Below are 23,510 nucleotides of genomic sequence, written 5' to 3'. Positions count from 1 at the left end.
CCCCTCCTTTCATTATATAAGTAAGAGAAAACACTGCATTTAGGCATAAAAAAACAAGCTATTATGTATTAGCTTGTTTTTCAAATAATGATGCAATTTCTCGTTTATAGTCCCCGCGTATAATACCTTTCTCAGTAATAATTCCTGTAATTAATTCATTCGGCGTTATGTCAAATGCTGGATTATAAACATCCGTTCCAATTGGTGCTACTTGTTTTCCAAAGATTTTCGTAACTTCTGTTTCATCTCTTTCTTCAATAATAATTTCAGCTCCAGTTTCTTTCGTAACATCAAATGTTGACAGTGGAGCAGCAACGTAAAATGGGATATTAAAGTGCTTTGCTAAAATAGCTAAATTCATTGTCCCTATTTTATTTGCCGTATCTCCATTTGCGACAATTCGATCCGCCCCTACAATAATTGCATTTATTTCTTTCGTTTGAATAGCATGAGCTGCAGTATTATCTGTAATAAGGGTCACATCAATATTTGCTTGCTTCAATTCCCAGGTCGTTAAGCGACCACCTTGTAAAACTGGTCTCGTTTCACACGCATATGCATGTAAACGCACACCTTTCTCTTTTCCAATATAAAAGGGAGCTAATGCAGTTCCATATCTGGCAGTTGCGATACTTCCAGCGTTACAGATTGTTAAAATATTATCGCCATCTTTAAAACATGTTAACGCATATTCCCCAATATTTCGGCACACCTCTTCATCTTCCTGCTGAATGCGAAGCGCTTCTTCTTCTAATGTTTTTTGTGCTTCTTTTATTGTAGTAATCTCTCGAATAGATTCTCTCATACGATCAATTGCCCAAAATAAATTTACTGCTGTCGGGCGTGACGTTCCTAAATAATTACAATCTCTATTAAACTTCTTTTGAAATTCTTCAATATGTACAGTGTTATATTTTTTTGATGCAAGCGCCAAGCCAAATGCAGCTACAATTCCAATTGCAGGCGCTCCTCGTACTTCTAACATTACGATGCTTTTCCAAACCTCTTCAATAGTCGTCAATGTTTTGTATTCTGTGCTATGCGGCAATTTCGTTTGATTTAATACCGCAATTGCATCACCTTTCCAGCTTACAGATCTCGGAACAGTAACAATTGTACTCACGCTTTTACGCCCCCTGAAACTGTCTGTTGAAATAATGTTCGAAACAGTTGAATATCAGCACTTTTAGATTCATATTTTATTAGTTCTTTACCTAAGGATAGCGCTTGTTTCTTAGCTTGAATTCTTGTTTCTTTATTTTCTATTTCATCTAAATCTGCTACATGAGCTAAACCAATTGTTCTACGAATCAGTTCACATCCGGCAAATCCAACTGCATCAGTAAAGATATTTTGCAAAATAATTGGTAACCATTGTTTTTCTTTCGTATATGCTTCTACACCTTCTCCAATCCATAACTTTGTAAAAGTTTCTACAAAATAACTCCACGTCTTTTCTATATGGAAAAATAGTACACTTCTTTTTTCTTCTTCTCTAGATAAAGCATTTAATAATAGATTTGCAATAAATTGACCTATGTCAAATCCAAATGGGCCATATGTCGCAAATTCTGGATCAATCACTTTCGTTTCAGAAGGTGACGAAAAAATACTACCAGTATGTAAATCACCATGAATAAGAGTTTCTTTTCTTGTTAAGAACTTATATTTATATTGTGCTACTTTTAGTTTTAACGTTTTATCACTCCAAAGTTCATCAACCACGAGCTGTAAATCTGGCTCATAATCATTTGTATCATAATGTCCAAACGGATCTGTAAACACTAAATCCTCTGTAATTTTACAAAGGTCCGGATTTACAAAGGTACCTTCTAGTACCCTCTTCTCTTCTGACTGTAAACCAAAATCTGAAGTATAAAATAAAACATGTGCTAGAAAACGGCCGATATGCTGGGATAAAAGCGGATATTCTTCTCCGTCTATTAATCCTTTTCTTGTAATTGTTAGTCTTGATAAGTCTTCTATTACCGTTATCGCTAACTCTTCATCATGACTGTACACTACTGGAACATAATCCGGTACATACTGCGCAAAAATTTGTAATGCCTTGCTTTCAATCGTTGCTCTTTTTATAGACAATGGCCAGCTTTCACCAACTACTTTCGCATAAGGCAGTGCTTGTTTTATTATAATGGATTTCTCTCCATCATCTAATTTGAACACGTAATTTAAGTTTCCGTCTCCAATTTCATGACAAACGACATTTGCCTTCGCTTCAAAATAGCCATGATCTTTCGCATATTGTACAGCTGTTATTTCTGTTAATGAATAATATCCCATCGTCTTCTCCCCCTTTTTAAATTCAGAGGTTTTTCTAACATAGAAAAACCTCTTTCCACTAAGAAAGAGGTTTGAAGTTTATCTTCTCCCCTCTTATCTGCCAGAAAGTTTTACTTTCTGCTGGAATTAGCACCGTGCCTTTTGGCGTAATAAACGCCCCATTTCACAATGGTATTACGGTCGGTTGCTGGGCTTCATCGGGCCAAATCCCTCCACCTGCTCTTGATAAGAGTTGTATAATTTTTTTGAATTTTTAACTTTATGTTGAAGACTATACCAAGAATAAAAATCACTTGTCAACATTTTATTTGTATAATTCTGGACGGCGATCCGCAAAAACTGGAATTCCTTTACGTACTTCTTTAATTTTCTCGAATTCAAGCTCTCCAAATAAAATTGATTCCTCTTCATTCGCCTCTACTACAACTTCACCCCAAGGGTCCACAATTAAAGAATGACCCGCAAATACATTATTTGGATCCTTTCCTGCTCTATTACACGCAACAACATAACACTGATTTTCAACTGCTCTTGCTTGCAATAGCAAACGCCAATGTGCTAAACGAACTAATGGCCATTCTGCTACAACAAATAATACTTTTGCCCCTTTAGCAGTATGGACACGCATCCACTCTGGAAAACGAATATCATAACAAATTGTTCCAGCGCATTCGACATCATCTAGCTTAAATTCGCCCGTACCATTACCGGCTATTAAATATTTATGTTCATCCATAAGCTGAAATAAATGTACTTTACTATATTCGTTGACTAGCTGTCCTTCATTATTTACAACATACATCGTATTTGTAACGCCTTGCTCTGTTTGCTTTGCTATAGAACCACCAACAATATGTATATCATATTGCTTCGCCCATTCTATTAACTTTTCTTTCGTTTCCACTCCATCCCTATCTGCAATTTCAGAAAGTCTCGTTAAATCATATCCTGTTGTCCATAGTTCTGGTAAGACGATAACATCTGGCCTTTCCTTCATAGCTTCGCTTATTTTATTTTTAGCATTCTCAATATTTTTTTCTACATCTCCAAAAACAATATCCATTTGAATACATGCGACTTTCATTTTTTCAGCCCCATTCTTATTTTTTTCTTTACAAAATACTGGAAAGATTATATCATTTGTCACTAGAATTGTAACAACTTTCAAAAGAGGTGGAAAGTATGAAATTATTTAAACCTTCTGAGATAGTAACATCATTGCCAACACAATTTTTCGCTTCACTTGTTGCAAAAGTTAACAAAGTCGTTGCAGCTGGTCACGATGTTATTAATCTAGGTCAAGGTAATCCAGATCAACCAACACCGCAGCATATCGTAAAAGCTTTACAAGATGCTGCCGAAAAGACCATTCATCATAAATATCCGCCATTTCGCGGACATGAAAGCTTAAAGGAAGCCGTGGCTACATTCTATAAACGTGAATACGGCATCGAATTAAACCCAAAAACTGAAGTTGCTATTTTGTTTGGCGGGAAGGCTGGACTAGTAGAATTACCGATTTGTTTTACAAATCCTGGTGATACGATTCTCGTTCCGGATCCAGGTTATCCAGATTATTTATCCGGGGTTGCTTTAGCAAAAGCACACTTTGAAACAATGCCGCTTATTGCAGAAAATAACTTTTTACCAGATTATACGAACATTGATGACTCTATTGCAGAGCGTGCAAAATTAATGTTTTTAAACTATCCAAATAATCCTACCGGTGCTACTGCATCAAAAGATTTTTTTGATGCAACCATTCACTTTGCTAATAAACATAATATATTAGTTGTTCACGATTTTGCTTATGGCGCTATCGGATTTGATGGTCAAAAACCTGTTAGTTTCTTGCAAGCAGATGGTGCGAAAGATATAGGAATTGAAATTTACACATTATCAAAAACTTTCAATATGGCTGGCTGGCGCATCGCTTTTGCTGTAGGGAATGAAAGTGTGATTGAAACAATTAACCTATTACAAGATCATATGTATGTTAGTATATTCGGTGCAGTTCAAGATGCTGCTCGAGAAGCGCTATTAAGTTCACAGTCTTGCGTAATAGACCTTGTAAATAGTTACGAATCTCGAAGAAACGCTCTTATTTCAGCCTGTCACTCAATTGGTTGGAATGTAGACATTCCAAAAGGATCATTCTTTGCATGGCTTCCCGTTCCAAAAGGATATACCTCTGAGCAATTTTCTGATATTTTACTAGAAAAAGCACATGTCGCAGTTGCTCCTGGTGTTGGATTTGGTAATCATGGGGAAGGGTATGTCCGTGTTGGTCTCTTGCATGCAGAAGATAGATTACGAGAAGCCATTAATCGAATTGATAAATTAAATTTTTTCAAAAAGTAATTGACAACACGAAAAATATCTGACAAAATTCAGTTATCTTAAAAATTTAAACATTTCTAAATACTTCTTATCAAGAGCAGGTGGAGGGACGAGCCCGATGAAACCCGGCAACCGATCTACAATTGTAGACACGGTGCTAATTCTCGCAGCATTACGCTGACAGATAAGGAGCTGGTTGTAAAAAAACCTCTCCTTAGCTGAGAGGTTTTTTTATTTAACTAGGAGGTTATAACAATGAGCGGAATTATAGCGACGTATTTAATCCATGATGATTCACATAACTTAGAAAAAAAAGCTGAGCAAATTGCACTCGGTTTAACAATTGGCTCTTGGACTCATTTGCCACACTTATTGCAAGAACAATTAAAGCAGCATAAAGGCAACGTCATTCATGTTGAGGAATTAGCTGAACATGAATATACCAATTCGTATTTACGTAAAAAAGTAAAACGCGGAATTATTAAAATCGAATATCCGCTATTAAACTTCAGTCCAGATTTACCAGCGATTTTAACCACTACATTTGGAAAGCTATCACTTGATGGCGAAGTAAAACTAATTGACTTAACTTTTTCAGACGAGTTAAAAAAACATTTTCCTGGTCCAAAATTCGGGATAGATGGTATTCGAAATCTTTTACAAGTGCATGATCGTCCCCTTTTAATGAGTATTTTTAAAGGAATGATTGGACGAAACATTGGGTATTTAAAAACGCAATTACGCGATCAAGCAATTGGTGGTGTAGATATAGTAAAAGATGATGAAATATTATTTGAAAATGCATTAACACCACTTACGAAACGCATTGTATCTGGAAAAGAAGTTTTACAATCTGTCTACGAAACATACGGTCATAAAACGTTCTATGCCGTAAATTTAACAGGACGAACTTTTGATTTAAAAGAAAATGCTAAACGTGCAGTGCAAGCTGGAGCTGATATTCTATTATTTAACGTATTTGCTTACGGACTAGATGTACTACAATCACTTGCAGAAGATGATGAAATCCCAGTTCCTATTATGGCACATCCTGCTGTAAGTGGTGCTTATTCAGCATCCAAGTTATATGGAGTTTCATCACCATTATTACTTGGAAAGCTACTACGTTATGCTGGGGCTGACTTTTCATTATTCCCATCTCCATACGGAAGTGTTGCGCTAGAAAAAGAGGAGGCTCTTGCTATCTCAAAATATTTAACTGAAGACGATGCATTTTTCAAGAAGAGCTTTTCTGTTCCGTCTGCTGGTATTCATCCTGGTTTCGTTCCCTTTATTGTACGAGATTTCGGTAAAGATGTTGTTATTAATGCTGGCGGCGGGATACACGGACATCCAAATGGAGCGCAAGGCGGCGGTAAAGCTTTCCGTACTGCAATTGATGCTACTTTGCAAAATAAACCACTCCATGAAGTAGACGACATAAATTTGCATAGTGCACTACAAATATGGGGAAATCCCTCTTATGAGGTGAAATTATGAGTATTCAAGTATTTTGTGATTTCGATGGCACGATTACAAATAATGATAACATTATGTCCATTATGGAAAAATTCGCACCACCAGAAGCCGAAGAAGTAAAGAATAAAATTTTATCACAAGAACTATCCATTCAAGAAGGTGTTTCTCGATTATTTCAATTAATACCTACTAATCTGCACGATGATATTATTCAATTTTTAATAGAAACTGCTGAAATCCGTAGTGGTTTTCATGAGTTTATACAATTCGTAAAGGAAAATAACATTTCTTTTTACGTGATATCAGGTGGAATGGATTTCTTCGTCTATCCACTCTTACAAGGAATCATTCCAAAAGAGCAAATTTATTGTAATGAAACAGACTTTTCAGCAGAGTTTATTACAGTTAAATGGCCTCATTCTTGTGATGATCATTGTCAAAATCATTGCGGATTATGTAAATCATCATTAATCCGTAAATTAAGTGATACAAATGACTTTCATATTGTAATTGGAGATTCTATTACTGATTTACAAGCCGCGAAACAAGCTGATAAAGTATTCGCTCGCGATTTTCTTATTACAAAGTGTGAAGAAAATCATATTGCTTATACACCGTTTGAAACATTTCAAGATGTGCAAGCTGAATTAAAACTTTTGTTGGAGGTGAAGGCATGAAACAACTTTTTCGTCAATGGTATGACTTAAGCGAGTTAAAAAAAGAGTTAACAACACGAAATTGGTTTCCAGCAACAAGTGGTAATATTTCTATAAAGGTTAGCCATGAACCACTTACTTTTCTTATTACAGCAAGCGGTAAAGATAAAACAAAAACCACTCCAGATGATTTTCTATTAGTAGATCATGTAGGAGTTCCCGTTTTAGAGACTGAATTACGCCCTTCAGCAGAAACAATATTGCATACACACATTTATAACAATACGAATGCCGGGTGCGTACTTCATGTTCATACAACTGATAATAATGTCATCACAAATTTATATAGTGATGCAGTCACCCTTCAAAATCAAGAAATTATTAAAGCACTCGATATTTGGGAAGAAGGTGCAACAATTCAAATTCCTATTATTGAAAACCATGCCCATATCCCAACGCTTGGAGAAAACTTCCGAAAGCATATACAAGGAGATTCGGGTGCAGTATTAATCCGTAACCACGGTATTACTGTATGGGGCCGAGATAGCTTTGATGCAAAGAAGAGATTAGAAGCTTATGAGTTTTTATTCCAATTTCATATAAAACTATTATCAATTCAAGGAGGCGTTTCTAATGGCGCAAATTCGTATTCATGAAGTAAATACTCGTATTGAAAATGAAGTGGAAGTATCTAAATTTCTACAAGAGGAAGGCGTTTTATATGAGAAATGGAATATTTCTAAACTTCCTACTCATTTAAATGAAAATTATTCGTTAACAGATGAAAACAAAGCTGAAATATTAGCTGTGTTTTCAAAAGAAATCGCTGATGTTTCAGCACGCCGTGGTTATAAAGCACATGATGTAATTTCACTTTCAAATAGCACCCCTAACCTTGACGAATTATTAATTAATTTCCAAAAGGAACACCATCATACAGATGACGAAGTTCGCTTTATCGTCAGTGGTCATGGCATTTTCGCTATTGAAGGTAAAGATGGGAAATTCTTTGATGTTGAACTTGAGCCAGGCGATTTAATATCTGTTCCTGAAAATGCAAGACATTATTTTACCTTGCAAGATGATCGCCAAGTTGTAGCTATTCGTATTTTTGTGACAACTGAAGGCTGGGTTCCAATCTATTAAGGTAGTTAGTTGAATAAAAGGACTTGGACCCCCTTTTCCAAACTTTTATTCACTCTACATATATACATCCTCCTATGGAACAGGCTTATTTCATTTTGAAATAAGCCTGATTTTTTATTTACTTGAAAGTACTATTTCATCACAAATTTAACACCCTGATTTTTCAAGTGCATTTTTCGAACATTTGTTGAACATTTATTGAATTTTTTCTGAAAATTCTGTTTTATATGTGATATACTACAATTAACTAAGAAGGAAAATAATATCGCAAACAGAGGGGGATAATCATGAGCTTACTTATCGCACTTATACTTGGAGTTACATGTGGAGCATTTCCTGTTATTTTAGGAGCTATTATGGAAGAGTTAGAAATTGGTGTTTTAGGATTTGTCGCATCTTGTGTAAGCGCTTTATTATTTGGTTTATTCGGCGCTATTCCTGTTTCAATTCTGTGTGCTTTTTATATAATACGCCATGCTCGTACAAAACAATTTGGCCCTAATCACATCGCACAAATTATCCCGTTCCCGGTTGAACGATGCCGCCGGGCTTCTAACTTATAATTATAAAAATTAAAGATGACTAAATAAATAAAAGTCCTCATTTGAGGACTTTTATTTATTTTCTTCTAGAAATTGAAACAATTCTTGTAGATGTAGGGCATCTTCACCATAGCTAACAGATACATAAAATATGCCGTCAATCTCAGCTTGCATATAAAGATCCACTCCATCACGATCATATTTCAATGCTAAATAAAACTCCATTTCTTCTAACATCTTTTTTGAGGTTCGAATTACATAATGCCCCTTCTCATCTCTTCCATATTCAAATTCTGGTTCAAAATCATATTTTTGTTTAAAAGCTTCTTTTTGTCTTTCATTAATTTGCATACAAGTAGCTCGCTGTACAGTATCAATCATCTCATCAAACTTTTGAAGGTCCACCTCGTTTACCCCCTTATATATTTTTTATATAATACTTGTGTTCCACTATTTTCTTCGCCATCCTTAATTAACTCTTCATACAATTCTTTCGCCAAACTTAAGCCTGGGACTGGTAATTGTAATTTTTCTGCTTCCTCTAAAGCAATTTTCATATCTTTCATAAAATGCTTTACATAAAATCCTGGCTCAAAGTCTCCTTTTAACATTCGAGGAGCTAAATTACTTAATGACCAGCTACCTGCTGCTCCTGTTGAAATACTCTCTAACACTTTATCTGGATTCAGTCCAGCCTTCTTCGCGTAAGCAACAGCTTCACATACTCCAATCATATTGGAAGCAATGGCAATTTGATTGCACATTTTTGTATGTTGTCCACTCCCAGCTGGTCCTTGTAATTGAATGTTTGTTCCTAACTTTTCAAGTAAAGGTAAGCATCTATCATATATTTCTTTCTCTCCACCTACCATAATTGCGAGTTTTGCTTCTTTCGCGCCAACATCTCCTCCTGAGACAGGTGCATCTAACGTATATATTTTTTTGCTTTTTGCAACTTCATTAATACGTTTTGCTAAAGTAGGTGTAGATGTCGTAAAGTCAATTGCTATCGTACCTTCTTTTGCATGTTCTATAATTCCTTCTATACCAAAATACACTTCTTCTACATCATGTGGATATCCAACCATTGTCATTACAATATCAACTTGCTTCACTAACTCTTTTGGCGTATTACACCAATTTGCACCAGCTTGCACTAAAGAATCTGTTTTTGCTTTCGTTCTATTATATACATATACTTTATGACCATCTTGCATTAAGTGATAAACCATACTTTTTCCCATTACGCCAATACCAATGAAACCTATTGATACAGTTTTATGTTCCATTTTCTCATCCCCTTTGTTCTAATAAATCATTTACCATCTTTCGGAACTCTTTATTAAAGTCATCATCCATACTATTTTTCACATTTGAAAATAACATAACAAAAATTCCTTTTTCTTTATTAAAATTATTGAAAGTGTTCCAACCAGATAACACACCATGATTATGAAAATAATCTGGATATATATAAAAACTAAATGCATATTTCCGTTCTGCTGAAGGCGAAAACATTGCTTGTATACTTTGTTCAGAAAGAAGTTTTCCATTTATAATTGCTTCGTCTAACTTCTTCATATCTCCAACTGTCGTATACATCTCACCACAACCATATAGCCAATCCATGCCTAACTTCTGCGCTGGTACAAGCTCTTTATCTTTTTTCACATAACCCTTTGCAAAATTTTTATCTCCAGGTACCATATTTCCCATACCGGATTCATGCATATCTGCTTTTATAAATATGTTTTCTTTTATGTAATCTCCTAAAGGTTTTTTGGAGATATGTTCTATTATATAAGCAAGAACCATATAATTATAATCTGTATATCTCCAACCTGTTCCTGCAGGAAATTCTAAATTTTGACGTCCAATCCAATTAATTAACTGTAAACGGGAAGCAGCATTCACATTTCCTTTCGCATGTTCAGGTAAACCAGAGGTATGCGTTAATAAATGATATAGCGTAATATTTTTATTCTCCGGAAATGAAGGAATATATTTATTTACATTATCTTGAATATTCAATTTACCTTGTTCTTGCAACTGTAAAATAGATGTGGCAACAACTGTTTTCGTAATAGAACCGATACGATATTTTGTTTGAGGCGTATTTTCTATTTTATTTTGAACATCAGCATACCCATATCCTTTATTCAATATAACATGCTCTTTATCTGTTACCAAAACTGTTCCATTAAATTGCTTTCCGACTAAATATTGATCTAATTTTTGAGATATGCTAGCATAATCAATTTGTTGCTCTTCTTTTTCTTCTATATTCCCTTGTACTTCCGATTCAATAGTAGGATTCACTTTAGTTGTTAATACAGTGTTTTCCTTTATATTGGGGCTAACAAGAAAATAGTATACTCCGCCGCCAACTATAGCAGACAGTGAAGCCATCACCATTACTTTTTTTATCATATTGATCCTCCATAATTCCTTCGCTAAAAATTATCCCCCCTATTCTATTATCAAACAATAAAAAAAAATCGCAACAATTTGTTGCGAAAAATTACATTTTTTCTTTTCTATACACACATACTTGATTCTTTCCATTTTTTTTCGCTTCATATAATGCAATGTCCGCTCGTTGCATTAATTCTTCTCTTGTAGTTCCTTGTTCATATAACGCAACTCCAAAGCTAGCTGTTAACTTCGAAATTCCAGTAAATTGCTTTGTTTCAATAAAGAATCGTAATGACTCCGCAACTTGAAATGCTTCCTTTTCTACTGTATTTGTCACTAATATAATGAATTCTTCTCCTCCCCATCTTGCAAATACATGTTGCTGCTCCACTTTAGATTTCATAAGCTCTGCAAGTTGTATTAATGCTAAATCGCCAAAATCATGACCATATGTGTCATTAACTGTTTTAAAATTATCTATATCAAATAAAATGATTGCTATTTTCTCATCACTACGTATTACCTTTTCCCATTCTACCTCTAGTATTTGTTGAAACTTTAAACGATTATAAATCTCTGTCAATGAATCTATCATAGCAAGTCTTTCTTGTTCTTGATAGATTTCATCTAATTCTGTAATTTCCGTGCACTTTACAATAAATCTTGATAAATCTTCTGGCAATGGTGTCGCACGTAATAGAAAAGTAGATACTGCCCCTTCATAATTTAACATCTTAATTCTTCTACCACTAGATAAAGTATCGTCTAGCCATGTTATATCATGCGTCGTCGAGTAGTATCCATTTTCTCTAATAAAATGTTCAGCAAATACTAAATGTTGCTCACGATAGGCAAACAAATTTTCATATCCGAAAAAAGCTAAAAAATTTGTATTACAATCAACTATTTCATCATCTTCTACTATAAATAATAGATCATTTTGAAAATCAAACATCGTTTGAAGCAATTCCTGCTGCAAACTAACTTGCCTTACTAAAGAAAGTTGATACAAACTCTTATTCACTTCCTCTAACACTGCTTGCGGAGTTACAGGAGCTATTACAATATTACGTATTCCTAATGCAAGTACATCTGTGAATTCTTTTGTTATTTGTTGATCCCAAATGACAATGAATGTACTGTGCGGAGTATACATATTCTTTATATATTTTATTTGAGAATAATCTGTTACATACGTAATGATAATGTGTGGTTTCGTTCTTTGAAATAATAGTTCGCCCTCTTCAAAACTATTTGCTATAAACATACATTTTGGATGGATATTTTCTACCGTTTGTTGATGCTTACATCCATTTTCTATATAAAGGACATTTAACTGCAGATCTTGTAACACATTTTGGAAAACCGTATTCTCTAATAAAAAATGTAGTATGTTCATCACTAGTCTTCACTCACTTCATATATCTTGTTCTACTGAATTCCTCACAAACTTTTTTAAAAGACTGGTCTCCAATAAACTTTAATTTGTGAGAGATACATATTAACAAGCTAATTGAGAATGTTATCTTCGCTTTTCACTCTATAAATTCCTTTTTTAGTGTATGATTGTAGGAATTGTATCGTTTGTATGAATGCCCTAGCTAAATTTTAAAACTTGACAATTAAAATAAAGATATTATATTCTTAAATTCGATAACTTACAAAATGTAAGTAGTGTATATTATTTTTTTGAAAATAATTCGATATACAATTTGGAGGATATACAATGACAAACGACAACTTTTTTGATGTTCTATATGAACGCACATCTACACGTGCATTCAACCCAAATAAAGAAATCTCATCTACAGAATTACATGAGATTTTAAAAGCCGCAGCACAAGCACCTTCCGCTTGGAACTTACAACACTGGAAATTCCTTGTTTTTCAAGGTGAAGATGTACAAAAACGATTACACCCAATAGCTTATAACCAACAACAAATTCTTGATGCTTCTGCAGTAGTCGCTATTTTAGGCGATTTAGAAGCTTATAAAAATGTTGAGCCGGTATATGGTCCAATTGTAGAACAAGGATTTATGAAAGAAGAAGCAAAAGAACGCTTAGCTAAAAATATTGAATCTGCATATGCTCGTGAACAATTCCCAAGAGATGCTGCCTTTTCAAATGCATCTTTAGCAGCAATGCAACTTATGCTTGCAGCTAAAGCAACTGGTTGGGATACTTGTGCTATTGGTGGCTTCAATCCACAAGCACTGACCGACGAATTTAACGTTTCATCTCGTTACGTTCCAATTATGCTTATTACAATTGGTGAATCAACTTTAAAAGGCCACCCTGCACCTCGCATGAGCGTAGAGCAAGTGAGTGAGTGGGCAAAATAATAAAAAACGAAGGTAACTACGTTGCCTTCGTTTTTTTATTTCCTGTCATACTTTTGTAATATTACTACAAATCATTCGACATTTATACTTATGGGAAAGTATATTCTATTCCCTCCTCATAAATAAACGTGACGTTTCGTGTCGAATTTTGTTAAGGTGTTGAAATATACCCGTGTATTTTTGTTACAATTGTGATACAATGATAACAAATAGATAACAAGAGAGGGATTTTCATTGAGTTCATACGGAAGCTTTATCGCACTTTTATGTTACATAGTAACTGTACTGCTTCTATATTTTATTGGTGATGCCGCAAACATCTCCATTTTACAATTTCCAAAAGAAGAAGCATTCCAATTAGAATCAGAAAAACATACTGCACGATCCATTGTGCCACTACTCCTAGCTCTTCCTGTATATATCATCGTTTTATATAAAAGTAAAAAAGTGTAAAGGCTACCCATTTCATTTATTTCGGTGGTTTTTACATTTTTTTGTTATATTCCCCCTATTTTAAACATCATTCCATACTAAACACCCAGCTAGTCATTTAAAATGAGAAAATCCCCTAGAAAAAATTCCACTCTCTGTCCAGTCACTAACTACCGAACTTACATAGATTATAAGTGTGAAGGGGGTGATGAGGATTATGTTTGGATCATTTGGATGCTGTGATAACTTTAGAGACTGTCATCATCGTGAAAGAGAGTGTGACCATCGCGAACATCGCGAGAAAGAGAGAGAAGTAGTTAGACCACAACAACCAGCTGTATGTAACGTACTTGCTAGCATTTCAGTTGGAACAGAGCTTTCTCTTTTAAGCATTAGAGGTAATGGCACTTTCAATAATGTAATTTTTGAAGGTTTCGCTAACGGTGTTGCTCTTTTCTCTGCTTTAGCTCGTAATAACAAAGATAACAAAGATAACAATAAAGACGATAAGAACAATCAAAATCGAAATACTTTTACTGGTATTTTACGTGTATGCCCAACTGATATCGTTGCAATCGCTATCTAATTCTGTCTCTTATCCTCGATAGTAAGCAAATAAGATTTACTTTTCTCATAGAAAAAACCTGAGACCGATTTCAAATCGGCTCAGGTTTTTTTATTGATTATATGCTTTTAACTAGTTCAACAACTTCTTCAGCAGTTGACATCATTAATGCTTTTTCTGCTAATGTTTCCATTTCTGCTTTTGACAACTTGCTTAGCTGTGTTCTTGCAGGAAGAATAGATGTTGCACTCATACTGAACTCATCTAAACCTAATCCTAATAATAATGGGATAGCAAGTGAATCGCCCGCCATCTCACCACACATACCAGCCCATTTGCCTTCTTTATGAGCAGCATCGATAACCATTTTTACAAGACGTAAAATAGATGGGTTATATGGTTGGTATAAGTAAGATACTTGTTCGTTCATACGGTCTGCAGCCATTGTGTATTGGATTAAATCATTTGTTCCGATAGAGAAGAAGTCAACTTCTTTCGCGAATTGATCTGCTAATACTGCTGAAGCTGGGATTTCAACCATCATACCAACTTCAATAGAATCAGAAACAGTTGTACCCGCTTCTACAAGTTTCGCTTTCTCTTCTAATAAAATCGCTTTCGCTTGACGGAACTCATCAAGAGTTGCAATCATTGGGAACATAATTTTTAAGTTACCGTATACGCTAGCACGAAGTAATGCACGAAGTTGTGTACGGAACACATCTTGCTCATCAAGACATAAGCGAATTGCACGGTATCCTAAGAATGGGTTCATTTCTTTTGGTAAATGTAAGTATGGAAGCTCTTTATCTCCACCGATGTCAAGTGTACGAACAACGACTGGTTGACCTTCTTTTACACCTTCAAGAACTGCTTTATACGCTTCGAACTGCTCTTCTTCTGTTGGAAGATTGTCACGGCCCATGTATAAGAATTCTGTACGGTATAAGCCAACGCCTTCTCCGCCATTATCGATAATACCTTGTACATCATTTGGTGTTCCGATATTTGCAACAAGCTCAACGTGATGTCCGTCACTTGTTACAGTAGCTTGGTCTTTTAATTTAGCCCATTCAGCTTTTTGCTCTTCAAATTTCGCTTTCTTTTCTTCAAACGAACGAAGAGTTTCTTCTGATGGGTTTACAATTACTTCTCCATCTAAACCGTCAATGATAACGATATCGCCGTTTTGGATTTTCTCCATAACAACTTTCGTACCAACAACAGCTGGAATTTCCATAGAACGAGCCATAATTGCAGAGTGTGATGTACGTCCACCGATATCAGTAGTGAAACCTTTTGCATACTTACGGTTTAACTGAGCTGTATCAGATGGTGTTAAATCTTCAGCAATGATGATTACCTCTTCAGAAATTGTACCAGGATTTGAGAAGTTAATTCCTAGTAAATGTGCAAGAACGCGTTTTGTTACGTCACGAATGTCCGCAGCACGTTCTTTCATATATTCGTTATCCATGTTTTCAAACATAGAAATAAACATTGATGCAACTTCATCCATTGCAAATTCAGCATTTACTTTTTCGCTATTTACTTTATCTTTTACTGGGTTTACTAGTTCTGGATCATTTAACACTAATAAATGTGCTTCAAAGATCGCAGCTTTGTCAGCACCTAGTTCAGCAAATGCGTGGTCCTTAATAGCTTCTAATTCAGTTTTTGCTTTCTCAAGCGCAGCGTCTAAGCGTGCAATTTCTGCAGCTTCGTTTGTAATTGATTTCTTTTCGATGTTAAATTCAGGATTTTCAAGTCTGAAAGCCTTTGCAATAGCAATCCCACTTGATGCAGCGATCCCTTGAATGTTAAGAGTCATTATTCTCCTAATCCTTCGTTTTTCATAGTTTCTTCGATAGCTGCTAGTGCTTGAGCTGCATCATCACCATTTGCAGTGATTTTAATTTCTGCGTTTTGTTGAATGCCTAAAGACATAACGCCCATGATTGATTTTAAGTTAACGTTCTTTCCGTTATACTCTAAGTTAATGTCAGAACCGAATTTGCTTGCAGTGTTTACAAGTAGAGTTGCTGGACGAGCATGAATTCCTGAGTCGCTAGTTACTTTAAAGATTTTTTCCATGATAATTTATCTCCTTTAAATTACAGTATTTTTTAGTTGTATAGACGTGAGTACTACACCATCTATTGTATATAATAGGCGATGTTCGGTCAACCACATCGCCTATTATAATTATAAACATTTTGCGTCAAATTCCTACTGAATGTCAATAATAGCGGTTTCGCCCTTCTTAACATTTCCATCTTTTTTCAATTCGACTTGTTGCCCTTGTTGTAAGTTTGTAAAGACAATTGGTGTAATGATAGATGGTGCATTTTCTTTTACAAATGCAAGATCTACTTTTAATAATGGTTGGCCTTGTTTCACCTTGTCGCCTTGTGCTACAAGCGCTTCAAAACCTTCACCATTTAATTTTACAGTATCAATACCGAAGTGGATTAAAATTTCTTTTCCGCCTTCAGATTGAATGCCAATCGCATGTTTTGTAGGGAATACATTGACAATCTCACCGTTCACTGGAGAAACTACTGTTCCTTCAGTTGGTTCAATTGCAAATCCGTCTCCCATCATTTTTCCTGAGAATACTTGGTCAGGTACTTCTGTAATTGGTAAGATTTTTCCTTCGATTGGTGATACAATTGTTTCATTTTCATCAACTTTTTGAGGAGTTTCTTCCACTTTTACAGGTTCTTCTTTTTCAACATGAGGTGTACGACCTGACATAATATCATGAATTTGTGATTTTAATGTGTCAGATTTCGGCCCGAAAATAGCTTGAATATTATTTCCAACTTCAAGTACACCAGCTGCTCCAAGTTCTTTTAAGCGGTCTTTGTTTACATTCTTTTGTTCGTTAACTTGAACACGTAAACGAGTAATACAAGCATCTAAAGAAGCAATGTTTTCTTTACCACCAAGTGCTACTAATACTTCACGAGGAAGTTCGCCTGCTTCTGCTTTTCCTGCGCCGTCATTTGCATTTGCCACTTCACGACCAGGTGTTTTTAGATTCCATTTGCGAATTGCAAAGCGGAATCCGAAGTAGTAAATAACTGCTAGTACAAGACCAACAATAATTACCCACCACCATGCTGTACGGCCTGGTAATACACCGAATAATAGGAAGTCAATTAAACCACCAGAGAATGTCATACCAATTTTAACACCTAAAATTTGCATTGTCATAAATGATAGACCAGCAAATACAGCGTGAATTCCGAATAATACTGGCGCTACGAATAAGAATGAAAATTCAAGTGGCTCTGTAATACCTGTTAAGAAAGATGTTAATGCTGCAGAACCTAAAATACCTGCTGCTAATTTTTTATTTTCTGGACGTGCTTCATGGTACATTGCTAAAGCTGCTGCTGGAAGACCAAACATCATGAACGGATACTTACCAGTTGTAAATGTACCTGCTGTTAATTCTACACCGTCTTTTAACTGTGCCATAAAGATTTTTTGGTCACCACGGATTAATTCGCCAGCTGCATTTGTATACTGACCGAATTCGAACCAGAACGGTGAATAGAAAATGTGATGTAATCCAAATGGAATTAATGAACGTTCAATTAAACCGAATATAAATGCTGCGATTGTTCTATTTGCATCAATCATTTGATGTGAGAACGTGTTTAAGCCACCTTGAATGTATGGCCAAATGAAGCACATGATAATACCTACTATTAAAGAAAATGTTGCAGTTGCGATCGGTACGAAGCGCTTACCTGCAAAGAAACCTAAGTATGATGGTAATTCAATGTTGAAGTATTTATTATAGCAATATGCCGCTACTATACCGACGATAATACCACCAAATACTCCTGTTTGTAGCGTTGGAATACCTAATACGTTTGCATACGCTGGATCTGCAAATCCAATTTTTACTGGGTCTGCTCCAGAACTTGTTACTTTCACTAGCTTATCTACTTCTAAGAACACACTCATCGTTTTGTTCATAATTAAGTAGCCGACGAATGCTGCTAAACCAGCTACTCCGTCTCCACCAGCTAAACCAATTGCTACCCCAACTGCGAATAATAATGCAAGGTTAGCGAAAATAATATCACCAGATTGTTCCATAATTTTTGCAACCATTACGAACCAATCTGCTTTTAAAGCAGGAATAACATTTGTTAACTGTGGATTTTGAAATGCATTACCAAATCCAAGTAAAATACCTGCCGCCGGTAAAATCGCTACTGGAAGCATTAACGCTTTTCCGACTTTTTGAAGAACACCAAAGATCTTCTTAAACATGGAAACCCTTCCTCTCTTATCTATATTGATACCTTCCGACAAACGCCAAAAAGACATGAGGAAAAAAAGATAGAACGATAGCTATACAAAGGGTAGTATATCCCTTTCTCTAGCTTACATTCCTTACTTTTCTCCACTCATGCCTGATCGAATCAGTAACACGTGTCAAAAATAGGTTTACGTATAAGTTCACTATAATTAAGGCAAACGTTTTCGTTACTCACCTTAATGTGTTTGTCGAAATTTGTATAACTTTGCAATAGTTATTATACATAACTATTGTAAGCGATTCAATCATTTTTTTTAACGTTTTCATTTTAGACAAAAATATATGACTTTTTACACATGCTCTGCCTTCACTAAGCGTTGCAAGTGCATCGTTAAATAAATACTTTCAGCTTCATATACAGGTAGTTGCAACTCTTTTTGCATGACCTTAACTAGCTTCCAAGCCAAGTTATAGCAAACTGGATACTCCGCCTTTAATAAATCAGCAAAACTTTGCGATTCTTCTACTTTTTCTCCTTTTTTCACCCTCTCAATAGCATATTGAAGATGACGAATAAGGCGTAAATAATGAATGCTCTCTTGGTCTAATGTAATTTGTAAGTTTGTCTCAATTAAAGATACAAGTTGTGCAATGAGACGGGAGTTTTGATTAACTGAAGATAAATCAGAATTTGTAAGCGAACTGTAAATGTGAAGTGCAATAAAACCAATTTCTCCTTCTGGCAATGTAATTTGCAAACGAGAATTTAAAAGTTGTACAACACCTTCCGCAATTTCATATTCCTCTGGATAGAGCATTTTTGTTTCAACTAAAAAAGGGTTATCAATTGTAAGTCCTTGTTTTAACCTTTTAATCGCAAATGAAATATGATCCGTTAACGCAATATGAATATGTTCATTTAGTGGAGATTTCGCTTTTTCTTGAATGTACAGCATAATATCGTTCATCAATTCAATTAATTTTTCACTAATATGCGGCACTAATAATTTGTATTGTTCACGATCACGTTCATTTTTTAAGACAAACATTTTTTCGATTTGTTCTTGCTCCAATACATCTTTCGCTTTTTTCCCAAATCCAATTCCTTTACCAATCACTACTACTTCCTCGTGTTCCGGATGGCTAGCAATGATGACATTATTATTTAAAACTTTTTTAATTTCTAGATAATTACTCATATAACACCACCCTCGTACTTAAATAGCCTACTTTTATGTTACAGAATATTCTTCTTTGTCGTCAATGTAAAACATCTGCCATTTAATAAAAATTCATTTTTTAGACATGTTTATATATGATGCGTATAATGTAAGAGCAACTGTACATAGAAAGGAGATAACAGCATGATTAAAATGTTTGTAAGTGATATCGATGGTACAATGATGCAACACGGAGGTCTTATTGATGAACAAGATGTTGCGGCACTACGCAGCCTTGCCGAACAAAATGTTATTCTTTGCTTCGCTTCCGGAAGACTTGATAATGAAATTGCAGACTTAATGAAAGCTGTAAATACAAATTTTCATCGCATTAGTGTAAATGGTGTTTTTGTATATACACATGAAAATAAACAACTATTATCTGCAACTTTTGATTCCAGCATACTTCCCGATTTGTTAGCTATGACGAATGAAGATCCTTATTTCCGTTATGTAAGTGATGAGCATAATTATTACATTGAAGAGAAAACACCTTTTATTCAAGAACTTGAACAACAAGTAACTATGACTTCTGTTGAAGAACCAAACTTACTACAGAAGATTGATGATACAATTTTCCCAAATAAAATTTCTGTCGGTGGAACAAAGGAGAGCTTACAACTCCTTCAGAAAAAAATTGATGAAAAATTCCACGGGAAAGTTAGTACTTTCATCTCAGCAGAACAATGTTTAGATGTAATGCCACCGAATGTTAGTAAAGGCTCTGCCATTTCTGTTTTATTAAATGAGTTTCAAATAAAACCTGAGGAAATTGCTTGTATAGGGGATTCTTACAATGATATTCCTATGTTTTCTTTAACTCCTCACAGTTTTGCTATGTCACAAGCAGATGATGCAGTAAAAAATCACGCTCACTATGTAGTAAATCACGTCAAAGATGCTGTTAACCACGTAATTGCTCATAATAAAAATACGACTCATTCCTTATAAGGATGAGTCGTATTTTTATTTCTTTACATGTTAACCATTTTCAATTCCACTGTACTTCACAAACTGAAATATACTATTTGTTACGTGCGATATTCGTAATAAATTTATAACGATCTCCACGATAAATACATTTCACGTACTCTAGCGGTACCTCACCTTCTGAATATGACCATTGACGCATTACAAGTACAGGCGCCTTTTTAGGAATATGCAGATGTTCAGCTTCATTTTCCGTCGCAACGGAAGCTTCAATTGACTGAGTAGCGCTAACAAGTTTAAAGCCCAGTTTTTTCTCTAAATGTTCATATAAAGATTGTTGCAATATCTCTTCGTTAATATCTTTTACAAGAGCTGGCGACAAATATGTCGTCTCAAAAGCAATCGGTTCATCATCAGCTAAGCGAATACGCCTCACTTCATAAACCGATTCCCCCTCCTGTATTCTCAACCGGTCTGCTATTTTCGCAGTAGCTGGAACTAGGCGGAAACTAAGTAATTGACTACTTGGGTTCATCCCACGAGAAATCATGTCTTCTGTGAATCCCGTCATTCCTTGCAATTTTTGTTCCACTTTCGGAAGTTGGACAAATGTTCCAATTCCACGCTTCCGATATAAATAGCCTTGTTCCACTAAATTATTAATCGCCTGTCTGATTGTCATTCGACTCACTTCGAACTTATCACAAAGTTCATTCTCAGATGGGATTTTATCTCCCGGCTTCCATTCGCCGTCCTCAATTAGCTGTTTCACCCACTCTTGAATCTGATAATAGATCGGAAATGGTGAATACTTGTCGATGTTCATCAGCAATCGCCTCACTGCATAAAGATAGAGCTTCTTGATCAGCGATTACGGTTACATTCGGATGACGTTGTAAAACTGTAGCCGGACACTCTTCACTATATTCACCTTGCAATAATTCTTTAACAGCTTCTGCCTTTTTAGAACCCATAGCAACTAGTAGAACTTGTTTCGCTTTCATAATGCTTCCAATTCCCATTGTAATCGCATGAGTTGGCACATCTTCTTCTTTTTCGAAGAAGCGAAGGTTTGCTTGGCGTGTAGATTCTGTTAATTCAACAATGTTTGTTGGAGAATTAAACGGTGTTCCTGGCTCATTAAATCCGATGTGACCGTTTTCACCGATTCCAAGAATCTGTAGGTCAACTGGGTTAGCAGCTAGAATGCTCTCGTAACGTTTGCACTCTTCCTCTAAATCACTTGCCATCCCGTTTGGTACATAAGTTTGTTTAAATGGAAGATGATCAAACAACTGTTCTTGCATGAAATAGTGATAGCTGTTTTTATCTTCATGTGGTAAATTTACGTACTCATCTAAGTTTACAGTGGTTACACGGCTTGTATCAAGTTTATTTTTTCGCATTTCTGCATAAATACCTAATGGAGAGCTTCCTGTAGCCATTCCTAATGTTGGATTTTCTTTTGTTTTTACAACTTCTTCAATTAATTTATAACCTGCTTCTGCTAGTTCTTCTGGAGTTTTTACAACAAGAATATTCATTTAATTACTTCCCTTCCTTCATATGAATTCCTAAACGAACCGTATCATATACATGTAAATCTTCATTCATCACAACAAAGTCTGCATCTTTTCCTACCGCTAATGCACCTTTATTATTTAATCCAAACTCTTCTGCTTGGTTAACTGATGTCATCAGTACTGCATCTTCGATTGAACAACCTGTAAATTCAATTACATTTCGGAAAGCTTGATCCATTTTTAAAATACTACCAGCTAACGTTCCATCTTCTAATCGAGCACTACCATCTTTTACATGTACTGGCTGTCCGCCAAGCTCATATAATCCATCTTCAAGACCCTTTGCACGCATTGCGTCAGTGATAACACTTACTTTTTTTGGTCCTTTTAACTTATATGCTAATTTCACCATATCAGGGTGAATATGAATGCCATCTGTAATTACTTCAACCATTACATCTGGATTTAATAACACATGACCAACAACTCCTGGTTCACGGTGATGTAATCCACGCATTTGATTGTATAAATGTGTCGCATGTGTAATCTTTCTATTTTTTAGTTGCGCATCAATTGCATCTGTATGCCCCATTGTGCCAACTACACCAGTTTCAGCAAGATATTGTTCAAACTCTAATGCTCCCTCTTCTTCTGGTGCATATGTTACTAATTTAATTAAATTCCCACTTGCTTCTTGCCATTGTTTAAATTGCTCAATATTTGCAGGAACGATATGTTCAAGTGGTTGTGCACCTGCACGTTTCTTTGAAACATAAGGTCCTTCTAAGTGAATATATTCGAAATGCGCTCCTTTTTCTTTTGCTTCTTTTGCAGCAGTTAACGCTGCTTCAATTGCCTCTGGAGCTTGTGTCATTGTTGTTGGGAAGTAAGTTGTAACCCCTTCTTTTAACATTTCTTTACCTAGAGTTACTAACCCATCGCTATTTGCATCCATCGCATCAATATCGTATCCACCATGAATATGAACATCGATCATACCTGGAATTACAATCTTCCCTGTAGCATCAAAAACAGTTTCATTTTCTTGTGGTACATATTGAGCCATCAAACCAATTTCTTTAATGGTTTCTGCGTAACGAATAAATCCGTTTTCCACTATTTCTTGACCTGTGTAAATTTTGGCATTGATGACAATTTGCGTTTTCATTTTCATCGATCCTTTCCCATGAATTACCTACTTGTTATTATTACCTTATTCGCCTAGTTCCATCTTAATATACGCACGAGTAGTTGTCTATACATTCTAATGAAATTTCCTTTTTATTCAACAGAAAAGGAAATTTCTTACGTCTCTTATAATTATAATATATATTA

Annotated in this window: 24 protein-coding genes and 2 riboswitches; of the genes, 10 read left to right on the top strand and 14 right to left on the bottom strand. The window is 35.3% G+C overall.

The features are described 5' to 3' along the window. Positions 1-61: 61 nt before the first annotated feature. From mtnA to AB6801_RS10235, 3 genes are all read right to left on the bottom strand, one after another. Positions 62-1,123: an S-methyl-5-thioribose-1-phosphate isomerase gene (gene mtnA / locus AB6801_RS10245; protein WP_000104612.1), complete on the bottom strand. Its 1,062-nt coding sequence runs from the start codon at positions 1,121-1,123 to the stop codon at positions 62-64. Further along, positions 1,120-2,301, bottom strand: a complete 1,182-nt coding sequence (gene mtnK, locus AB6801_RS10240) for an S-methyl-5-thioribose kinase (RefSeq protein ID WP_000542674.1) — start codon at positions 2,299-2,301, stop codon at positions 1,120-1,122. Before mtnK ends, mtnA begins: the two co-directional genes overlap by 4 nt. 90 nt (positions 2,302-2,391) lie before the next feature. Further along, a riboswitch (SAM riboswitch) is annotated at positions 2,392-2,533 on the bottom strand. 72 nt (positions 2,534-2,605) lie between these two features. Beyond that, positions 2,606-3,469 (bottom strand): carbon-nitrogen family hydrolase, encoded by an 864-nt coding sequence (locus AB6801_RS10235; protein ID WP_000869881.1) that lies wholly within the window; start codon positions 3,467-3,469, stop codon positions 2,606-2,608. A gap of 14 nt (positions 3,470-3,483) precedes the next feature. On the opposite strand from AB6801_RS10235, the gene AB6801_RS10230 reads away from it, so the two are divergent. The 6 genes from AB6801_RS10230 (at position 3,484) to AB6801_RS10205 (ending at position 8,485) form a co-directional block, all read left to right on the top strand. Then, positions 3,484-4,662 (top strand): pyridoxal phosphate-dependent aminotransferase, encoded by a 1,179-nt coding sequence (locus tag AB6801_RS10230; protein WP_000765269.1) that lies wholly within the window; start codon positions 3,484-3,486, stop codon positions 4,660-4,662. A gap of 64 nt (positions 4,663-4,726) precedes the next feature. Further along, positions 4,727-4,832: riboswitch (SAM riboswitch) on the top strand. 64 nt (positions 4,833-4,896) lie between these two features. Beyond that, positions 4,897-6,141 carry a 2,3-diketo-5-methylthiopentyl-1-phosphate enolase gene (mtnW, locus tag AB6801_RS10225; RefSeq protein WP_098340822.1) on the top strand — a complete coding sequence of 415 codons (1,245 nt, stop codon included), beginning with the start codon at positions 4,897-4,899 and terminating at the stop codon, positions 6,139-6,141. Further along, the gene (locus AB6801_RS10220) at positions 6,138-6,797 is read left to right on the top strand and encodes a 2-hydroxy-3-keto-5-methylthiopentenyl-1-phosphate phosphatase (RefSeq protein ID WP_000027467.1); all 660 of its coding nucleotides are present in this window, start codon (positions 6,138-6,140) and stop codon (positions 6,795-6,797) included. Before mtnW ends, AB6801_RS10220 begins: the two co-directional genes overlap by 4 nt. Then, positions 6,794-7,432: a methylthioribulose 1-phosphate dehydratase gene (locus AB6801_RS10215; RefSeq protein WP_000811347.1), complete on the top strand. Its 639-nt coding sequence runs from the start codon at positions 6,794-6,796 to the stop codon at positions 7,430-7,432. Before AB6801_RS10220 ends, AB6801_RS10215 begins: the two co-directional genes overlap by 4 nt. Further along, the gene (locus tag AB6801_RS10210) at positions 7,410-7,922 is read left to right on the top strand and encodes a 1,2-dihydroxy-3-keto-5-methylthiopentene dioxygenase (protein ID WP_000057317.1); all 513 of its coding nucleotides are present in this window, start codon (positions 7,410-7,412) and stop codon (positions 7,920-7,922) included. Before AB6801_RS10215 ends, AB6801_RS10210 begins: the two co-directional genes overlap by 23 nt. A gap of 287 nt (positions 7,923-8,209) precedes the next feature. Continuing rightward, on the top strand, positions 8,210-8,485 hold the full coding sequence (locus AB6801_RS10205) for a hypothetical protein (RefSeq protein ID WP_000054659.1): 276 nt from the start codon (positions 8,210-8,212) through the stop codon (positions 8,483-8,485). A gap of 51 nt (positions 8,486-8,536) precedes the next feature. On the opposite strand, the gene AB6801_RS10200 is transcribed toward AB6801_RS10205, so the two are convergent. From AB6801_RS10200 to AB6801_RS10185, 4 genes are all read right to left on the bottom strand, one after another. Continuing rightward, on the bottom strand, positions 8,537-8,869 hold the full coding sequence (locus AB6801_RS10200; protein WP_058840145.1) for a DUF3909 family protein: 333 nt from the start codon (positions 8,867-8,869) through the stop codon (positions 8,537-8,539). A gap of 5 nt (positions 8,870-8,874) precedes the next feature. Then, complete coding sequence (locus AB6801_RS10195) at positions 8,875-9,753, bottom strand: NAD(P)-dependent oxidoreductase (RefSeq protein ID WP_000400473.1); 879 nt, start codon at positions 9,751-9,753, stop codon at positions 8,875-8,877. Positions 9,754-9,757: 4 nt separating this feature from the next. After that, positions 9,758-10,894, bottom strand: a complete 1,137-nt coding sequence (locus AB6801_RS10190) for a serine hydrolase (protein ID WP_000592898.1) — start codon at positions 10,892-10,894, stop codon at positions 9,758-9,760. 91 nt (positions 10,895-10,985) lie between these two features. Continuing rightward, on the bottom strand, positions 10,986-12,278 hold the full coding sequence (locus AB6801_RS10185; RefSeq protein WP_001023189.1) for a GGDEF domain-containing protein: 1,293 nt from the start codon (positions 12,276-12,278) through the stop codon (positions 10,986-10,988). 327 nt (positions 12,279-12,605) lie between these two features. On the opposite strand from AB6801_RS10185, the gene AB6801_RS10180 reads away from it, so the two are divergent. The 3 genes from AB6801_RS10180 (at position 12,606) to AB6801_RS10170 (ending at position 14,241) form a co-directional block, all read left to right on the top strand. Then, on the top strand, positions 12,606-13,223 hold the full coding sequence (locus tag AB6801_RS10180) for a nitroreductase family protein (RefSeq protein ID WP_000180372.1): 618 nt from the start codon (positions 12,606-12,608) through the stop codon (positions 13,221-13,223). A gap of 234 nt (positions 13,224-13,457) precedes the next feature. After that, positions 13,458-13,676 (top strand): hypothetical protein, encoded by a 219-nt coding sequence (locus AB6801_RS10175; protein WP_000100485.1) that lies wholly within the window; start codon positions 13,458-13,460, stop codon positions 13,674-13,676. A gap of 196 nt (positions 13,677-13,872) precedes the next feature. After that, on the top strand, positions 13,873-14,241 hold the full coding sequence (locus tag AB6801_RS10170; protein ID WP_000468039.1) for a DUF3915 domain-containing protein: 369 nt from the start codon (positions 13,873-13,875) through the stop codon (positions 14,239-14,241). A gap of 97 nt (positions 14,242-14,338) precedes the next feature. On the opposite strand, the gene ptsP is transcribed toward AB6801_RS10170, so the two are convergent. From ptsP to glcT, 4 genes are all read right to left on the bottom strand, one after another. Further along, on the bottom strand, positions 14,339-16,051 hold the full coding sequence (ptsP, locus tag AB6801_RS10165) for a phosphoenolpyruvate--protein phosphotransferase (RefSeq protein WP_000174207.1): 1,713 nt from the start codon (positions 16,049-16,051) through the stop codon (positions 14,339-14,341). Beyond that, complete coding sequence (gene ptsH / locus AB6801_RS10160) at positions 16,051-16,314, bottom strand: phosphocarrier protein HPr (RefSeq protein WP_000411080.1); 264 nt, start codon at positions 16,312-16,314, stop codon at positions 16,051-16,053. Before ptsH ends, ptsP begins: the two co-directional genes overlap by 1 nt. 135 nt (positions 16,315-16,449) lie before the next feature. After that, the gene (gene ptsG, locus AB6801_RS10155) at positions 16,450-18,513 is read right to left on the bottom strand and encodes a PTS glucose transporter subunit IIABC (RefSeq protein WP_000473174.1); all 2,064 of its coding nucleotides are present in this window, start codon (positions 18,511-18,513) and stop codon (positions 16,450-16,452) included. Between the two features lie 339 nt (positions 18,514-18,852). Further along, positions 18,853-19,701 carry a glucose PTS transporter transcription antiterminator GlcT gene (gene glcT / locus AB6801_RS10150; protein ID WP_000073854.1) on the bottom strand — a complete coding sequence of 283 codons (849 nt, stop codon included), beginning with the start codon at positions 19,699-19,701 and terminating at the stop codon, positions 18,853-18,855. Positions 19,702-19,866: 165 nt separating this feature from the next. Here glcT and AB6801_RS10145 point away from each other — a divergent pair, with 165 nt between their 5' ends. Continuing rightward, positions 19,867-20,673, top strand: coding sequence for a Cof-type HAD-IIB family hydrolase (locus tag AB6801_RS10145; protein WP_000594244.1), 807 nt, complete (start codon positions 19,867-19,869; stop codon positions 20,671-20,673). 73 nt (positions 20,674-20,746) lie between these two features. On the opposite strand, the gene phnF is transcribed toward AB6801_RS10145, so the two are convergent. The 3 genes from phnF to nagA are packed head-to-tail and all read right to left on the bottom strand — an operon-like array spanning position 20,747 to position 23,343. Next, the gene (phnF, locus tag AB6801_RS10140; protein ID WP_021727649.1) at positions 20,747-21,478 is read right to left on the bottom strand and encodes a phosphonate metabolism transcriptional regulator PhnF; all 732 of its coding nucleotides are present in this window, start codon (positions 21,476-21,478) and stop codon (positions 20,747-20,749) included. Beyond that, positions 21,408-22,196, bottom strand: a complete 789-nt coding sequence (nagB, locus tag AB6801_RS10135) for a glucosamine-6-phosphate deaminase (RefSeq protein ID WP_001024210.1) — start codon at positions 22,194-22,196, stop codon at positions 21,408-21,410. Before nagB ends, phnF begins: the two co-directional genes overlap by 71 nt. A 4-nt stretch (positions 22,197-22,200) precedes the next feature. After that, positions 22,201-23,343 (bottom strand): N-acetylglucosamine-6-phosphate deacetylase, encoded by a 1,143-nt coding sequence (gene nagA, locus AB6801_RS10130; protein ID WP_001987227.1) that lies wholly within the window; start codon positions 23,341-23,343, stop codon positions 22,201-22,203. Between the last annotated feature and the right edge of the window lie 167 nt (positions 23,344-23,510).

The sequence above is a fragment of the Bacillus sp. RCC_6_1 genome, assembly GCF_041360755.1.
Taxonomy (GTDB): Bacteria; Bacillota; Bacilli; order Bacillales; family Bacillaceae_G; genus Bacillus_A; species Bacillus_A cereus.
Note: the sequence above shows the minus strand (reverse complement) of the source record. Positions and strands in the feature narration are given on the sequence as shown.